This is a genomic window from Robertmurraya siralis (genome assembly GCF_005502275.1).
GTDB classification, from domain to species: domain Bacteria; phylum Bacillota; class Bacilli; order Bacillales; family Cytobacillaceae; genus Robertmurraya; species Robertmurraya siralis.
Window position 1 is genome coordinate 1 of sequence record NZ_SWLZ01000046.1, and the last position, 6,745, is coordinate 6,745.

3 protein-coding genes and 1 pseudogene are annotated in these 6,745 nt (G+C 40.7%); 3 read left to right on the forward strand and 1 reads right to left on the reverse strand.

Annotated features, from left to right (window positions below):
- Positions 1 to 1,098: 1,098 nt before the first annotated feature.
- Positions 1,099 to 1,917 carry a pyridoxine/pyridoxal/pyridoxamine kinase gene (gene pdxK / locus FCJ93_RS24480; protein WP_137744920.1) on the reverse strand — a complete coding sequence of 273 codons (819 nt, stop codon included), beginning with the start codon at positions 1,915 to 1,917 and terminating at the stop codon, positions 1,099 to 1,101.
- 742 nt (positions 1,918 to 2,659) lie between these two features.
- Here pdxK and fdhD point away from each other — a divergent pair.
- The 3 genes and pseudogenes from fdhD to FCJ93_RS24495 form a co-directional block, all read left to right on the forward strand.
- On the forward strand, positions 2,660 to 3,424 hold the full coding sequence (gene fdhD / locus FCJ93_RS24485; RefSeq protein ID WP_095312541.1) for a formate dehydrogenase accessory sulfurtransferase FdhD: 765 nt from the start codon (positions 2,660 to 2,662) through the stop codon (positions 3,422 to 3,424).
- 132 nt (positions 3,425 to 3,556) lie between these two features.
- Entirely contained in the window at positions 3,557 to 6,538 is a 2,982-nt protein-coding gene (gene fdnG, locus FCJ93_RS24490; RefSeq protein WP_137744921.1) for a formate dehydrogenase-N subunit alpha, read from the forward strand.
- Positions 6,539 to 6,540: 2 nt separating this feature from the next.
- Positions 6,541 to 6,745 (forward strand): annotated as a pseudogene (locus tag FCJ93_RS24495) (4Fe-4S dicluster domain-containing protein); the annotation flags it as partial.

Here is a 6,745-nt window from a genome sequence, read left to right on the forward strand (position 1 = left end):
AAAGCGATCAAGACTTCAGTCCGAATAAGAGTTGTAATCGGACAGAACGAGTGCAACGAGCAAGACTTCAGTCCGAATAAGAGTTGTAATCGGACAGAACGGGCAAAGCGAGTAAGACTTCAGTCCGAATAAGAGTTGTAATCGGACAGAACGGGCAAAGCGATCAAGACTTCAGTCCGAATAAGAGTTGTATTCGGACAGAACGAGTGCAACGATCAAGACTTCAGTCCGAATAAGAGTTGTATTCGGACAGAACGGGTAAAGCGATCAAGATTCCGGTCCAAATAAGAGTTGTAATCGGACAGAACAGGCAAAGCGATCAAGATTCCAGTCCGAATAAGAGTTGTAATCGGATAGAACGAGTGCAACGAGTAAGACTTCAGTCCGAATAAGAGTTGTAATCGGATAGAACGAGTGCAACGAGTAAGACTTCAGTCCGAATAAGAATTGTAATCGGACAGAACGGGTAAAGCGACCAAGATTCCAGTCCGAATAAGAGTTGTATTCGGACAGAACAGGCAAAGCGATCAAGACTCCAGTCCGAATAAGAGTTGTAATCGGACAGAACGAGTGCAACGAGCAAGACTTCAGTCCGAATAAGAGTTGTAATCGGACAGAACGGGCAAAGCGATCAAGACTCCAGTCCGAATAAGAGTTGTAATCGGACAGAACGGGCAAAGCGATCAAGATTCCAGTCCGAATAAGCTCGCAATTCGATTGATCGGAACAAAAGAGGTTTGCAACTCAAGAGTTCAATTCGATTATTAGTGACAATTATAAAACAAACTGCTGAACCAAAAAAACATGGTCCGCAGTTACGGATAAATGAAGGAGAAATCAATTGCAGACTCGAGCTAACGTATTAAATGATCTTGAGGTACCAACTGCTCTACTGTAATCATTTCGAATGGGTCTCTGTCTGTAATAGGATTTCTCGTCATCATTTTACTATCATCTTTATATAACTTTTAATGAATATTCTAAATCAAAATAGACTGTAGGCAACTTGATTTCATCGAGTTTGTCTACAGTCTATGAGCAGCCTCTTGGATGCTCTTTTTTCACTAGCCCTTTTGTAAACGGCAGTCTGTTTATCGTTTATTTTCTTTCTGCACCAAACGTACGGTACGCTCCGTGCATTGTTGGTCCAACATATTCATTTAATTTAAAGCCATGACGAATGGCAGCCGTAACAAAATCTTTTGCAAGTGCAATGGTTTCTAATACGGATTTCCCTTTTGCTAGCTCAGCAGTGATTGCTGCAGAATAAGAACAGCCAGCACCGTGCACATAGGTTGTATCAATTTTTCCACTCTCATAAAGCTTGTATTCTTCCCCGTTAAAGAGCAGGTCAACTGCTTTGTCATGATCCAGCTTGCTTCCGCCTTTAATGAGAACATACTTTGCTCCGAGAGCATGGATCTTTACAGCCGCTTCTTTCATATCATCTATCGTTTTGATTGGGGCAGTTCCAGCAAGTTGGGAAGCCTCAAATAAATTTGGTGTAACAATTAAAGCTCTAGGTACGAGCACATCCCTTAGTGCAGTTGCATTCTCAGGGTTTAACACCTCATCCTCACCTTTACAAACCATCACTGGATCGATGACCACATTTTTCACGCCATATTCATCAATTGCCTTTGCAATCCGCTCAATAACTTCGACATTTGCTAGCATTCCCGTTTTCAAAGCATCGAGATTAACAGAAAATACCGTTTCTAGCTGTGCCTCAAAGGAATCGATTGAAAGAGGAAAAACGCTGTGGCGCCAATTGTTTTTTGGATCCATCGTAGCAATGACGTTAATAGCAGACATTCCATAAACATCGAGTTCCTGGAATGTTTTTAAGTCAGCTTGAATACCGGCCCCGCCGCTTGTGTCTGAACCTGCGATGGTTAAAGCTTTTTTCATTGACATTGTAGTTGCCCCCTAATGAAGTGTTTTGTTTTTCATTTTATCTTAAAGAGACAGGTTAATCAATTTTAGAACGACTACGGACATTATTAAAAAAAATCAGTGCACATAAAGTATGTGCAAATTGTGAATCGTGGTCTCTACAATTTTGAACATTCTGTGAAGACGCTGGAATGTCAAATTTGCAACATTAACAAGGTAAAAGGGTGGTTTATGATAAGAGTGTAGACATCCTCATTTTCACTACGTAAGTGTGATAAAAGTTACAGAATTAATAGGCAATAAGATTTAAGCTACGATCGTAACACTATCCAATTGCACTATAAAAACGCTGAATATATTAAATCTACTTTCCCATTTTTTGTTAACATTCTTGCCAAAAACATATAACTTGAAATTATTGGAGAATAAAAAATGTCACTGAATAGACAAAAAATAATTTCACAATTTCATCGAATGTGCCTTTTTTATCGGAAAGATTAACACGAACGATATTATTGTTTTATTCGTTAATATCCGTATATAGTGTTTGGTTTCAAAAAGATGAGTCATAAACATTCGTTTTTAACAATGAAAAAGAGCTGGACCAACGACACGAATGAGTTGCAGAAATCATTTGTGAACGCCTTCATGCTAACTTCGATAGCAAGTATAAACTTGTGATATTTGTCGCAGAAATCGAAGGAGCTGTTTTTTTAAAATAAACAAGTGAACCAAGCTGGGTTTGCTGACGAGGTGAATAGTTATGAACCAAAAAGGTTGCCCGGAGGAGTATCCTATTACTCTTGTAGTCAATGATTTTGAAATTGCGGTCTTTCAGTTAACGAAACAGGATTTAGAGGATTGGGTTTATGGGTATCTTTTTTCTGAAGGAATGATTGAGTGTGCTGCTGATGTACAAACGGTTCTAATTAATGAAGAAAGTGGCGTCATCGATGTTACATTAGCGACAAATTTTAATACAGAAAAGATGTTTTCAAAGAAAAAACACTACACTGCTGGCTGCGGCAGAGGGGTTACTTTTTTCTCCATGACAGATGTGAAAACGTTTAACAAGGTTGAGGTAGGAAAAACATACCAACTTTCTTATCTCTTAAAAAAGAGAAGCGAGTTTGCTAGAAATTCCCCTCTTTATCTTGAGTCGGGCGGAATGCATGGAGCTTGCATTGTCGAGGAAAGTGGAGCTATGACCATTCGTGAGGATATTGGGCGTCATAATGCAGTTGATAAAATTATCGGTCATGCGATTAGAAATGAGTTAGAACCGTCTTCTTTATTGTTGCTTACGACCGGTAGAATATCCTATGAGATGCTATCAAAAGCAGCGAAGTTTGGCTTTCCAGTCGTTGCTTCAAGGACTGCTGCCACAAAACAAGCCGTTCAACTTGCTAAATATTTAAATATTGAAGTGGTTGGATATTTAAGGGGGAGAATGGCCATTCAATATACATCACTTGGTAGAGTGATATATGACTTGGAAGAAAGAGTTTTGGGGGCTAATCCTAACTAGCCTTTTTTAACATGGGTCAGATACTTCGTTACAAAGGATCTGACGGGGATAGGTAGGATTTTCTATATAATTATTATTTTTTCTATTTATGGAAAAGAAAATAAACACAACGGAGGGGGAAGAGAAATGGAAGTGAATGTAACAAGAAGGCAGTTCCTTAAACTGTCTGGTGCAGTAGCTGCTACTTTGGCAGTTGTTGAGCTTGGATTTGACGAGAAGTCAGCAAAAGCACAGTCAGAGGAATTTAAGATTGCGAAACTAACGCCAACACCTACTATCTGTCCTTATTGTTCTGTAGGCTGCGGAATACTAGTTTACGCAAATGAAGATGATGTTGTTTATACAGAGGGTGATCCTGATCATCCAATAAACGAAGGCACTTTATGCAGTAAAGGAACGACAGTGCGTCAAGTATATACATCAGAAAAACGTGTGACTAAGCCAATGTACAGGGCCCCAGGAAGTTCTAAATGGGAAGAGGTAGATTGGGATTTTGCGCTTGATAAAGTAGCGAAAAACATTAAGGAAACAAGAGATAAAACGTTCATGGAGAAAGAAAATGGAATCACCGTTAATCGAACTGATGCGATTGCCTATTTAGGCGGTGCAGCGTTGGATAACGAGGAATGCCATTTGCTTCAGAAATTGTTCCGTGCTGGTCTAGGGCTATCTTATATTGAACACCAGGCCCGAATATGACACAGTTCAACGGTTGCCGGTCTGGCGCCTACATTCGGTCGTGGAGCAATGACAAATCATTGGAATGATCTGCAATTTGCTGATGTCCTTATGGTTATTGGGGCAAATCCTGCAGAAAATCATCCAATTAGCTTTAGATGGATCTCAAAGGCCATTGAAAAGGGGGGTAAATTGATTTCTGTAGATCCCCGTTATACGAGAACATCACAAATGGCGAACGTATATGGACAACTCCGCTCAGGAACGGATATCGCTTTTATCGGCGGGATGATTAATTATGTTTTAGAGCATGAACTTTACCATAAAGAATATGTAGCTCATTATACGAATGCAGCTTATATTGTTGCGGATACGTATAAGTTTGAGGACGGAATGTTCAGCGGTTATGACGAAGCGACAAGAAAATATGATCAATCGCAATGGGCCTTCAAAACGGATGAGGAAGGAAATGTTTTAACCGATCCAACATTAACCGATCCAAATTGTGTCTATCAACTTATGAAAAAACACTATGCGCGCTATGATATTGACACAGTAGTTGGAGTGACGGGTACGGATAAGGATACCTACATGGATATTTGTAAAACGTATGGTTCAACAGGTGAAGTAGGCAAAGCAGGAACGATTCTTTATGCAATGGGTGGTACTCAGCATACAGTTGGTACGCAAAATATTCGTGCATATGCAATTCTGCAATTACTCCTTGGAAATATTGGAATTGCCGGTGGTGGTGTAAATGCTCTGCGTGGGGAGTCCAATGTTCAAGGTTCAACTGATTTCGGTTTACTTTATCACAATGTCCCAGGTTATATGGAAGTACCGACAGGCTCTGAAGGAGATTCAACTTACCAAGGTTTCTTGGATCGAATTACTCCAGCATCAGGGTATTGGGTCAATAAGCCAAAGTTTTACACAAGTATGCTGAAGTCATTCTATGGGGATAACGCGACAGCCGATAATGAATTCGGCTATCACTTTATGCCAAAAATCGCACCTGGGAAAGACTACTCGTTTATGCGCTTATTTGATGCGATGCACCGAAAAGAGCTTGAGGGCTTAATCCTTTTCGGATCAAATCCAGTTGTCGGTGGTCCGAACAGCTTTAAAGAACAGGCTGCCATGGCTAACTTAAAGTGGATGGTAGCAGTGGACCTATTCGAGACGGAAACATCTGCTTTCTGGCAAAAAGAAGCGGGAAACGACCCCTCTTCGGTTCAAACGGAAGTCATTTTTCTACCAGCATGTTCATCCTTTGAAAAAGAAGGTTCTGTGACAAACTCAGGACGTTGGATGCAATATCGTTGGCAAGGAATTGCTCCGAAGGGAGAATCTCGTGCTGATTTAGAAATTACCCATATGTTAGCACGCCGCTTGAAAGAGCTTTACAAAAACGAATCAACCCCTGCTGCGAAACAAATTAACGCCTTATATTGGAATTACGGGGACGATGACCATCCAGATATTGAACTAGTATGTAGAGATATTAATGGTTATGATTGGAAGACAAAGAAGCAAATTCAATCGTTTGGTGACCTTCAAGACGACGGCTCGACTACTGCTGGATGTTGGATTTATACAGGTTTCTATCCTGAAAATGAAAATCTAGCAAAACGTCGTGATAATACAAACGAAGGTATGAGCAACTTCTTGAATTGGTCCTTTGCATGGCCTGCAAACCGTCGAATCCTTTACAATCGTGCAAGTGCTGACCTCAACGGAAAAGCATGGAGCAAGGAGCGGGTAGGAATAGAATGGAATGCACAGGAAGGCAAGTGGACAGGATATGATATTCCTGATTTTGTGGCAACGAAGGGTCCGGATGACCCGACCTTCAATGATCCATTCATTATGATGGCAGGCGGAAAAGGTGCGCTCTATGCGGCAGCGAAATTAAATGAGGGACCGTTCCCTGAACATTACGAGCCATACGAAAATCCAATTTCCAATGCATTCTCCAGTGTGCAGTTGAACCCAGCTGTCCAATTTGGTGAAGAAGAAATGAATGCAAAAGGGGAAGCGGATAAATATCCAATTGTTGCAACAACTTATCGTTTATCAGAGCACTGGCAGTCCGGTGCAATGACAAGAAATGTTCCTTGGCTGGCAGAGCTTGTCAACCATATGTTCATTGAGATAAGTGAAGAGCTTGCCAAAGAAAAAGGCATTAAAGAAAAGGATAAAGTGATCGTCGCAACTGCGCGTGGTGAAATTGAAGCATACGCCATGATTACGAAGCGTTTTAAACCGTATAAATTAAAGGAAAAAACTGTACATCACATTGGGATGCCATGGCATTTTGGCTATAAGGGAATTGCAACAGGTGCTACGGCAAACCGCTTAACACCGCATATTGGATGTGCAAACTCAACAATACCGGAATATAAAGCATTCCTGTGCGATGTAAGGAGGGTGTAATGATGGCCGATTATATTAAATTTGTAGATGTAACAAAATGTGACGGTTGTCGTGCATGTATGGTTGCTTGTAAAAACTGGAATGACCTTCCTACCGTAACGGAAGAATATTCCGGCTCCATTCAATCACATGCGAAGGTAAATGCTCATACATGGAATGTGATTACTTATAATGAGCATGAAACGGCAAATGGTGGTTTTGAGTGGT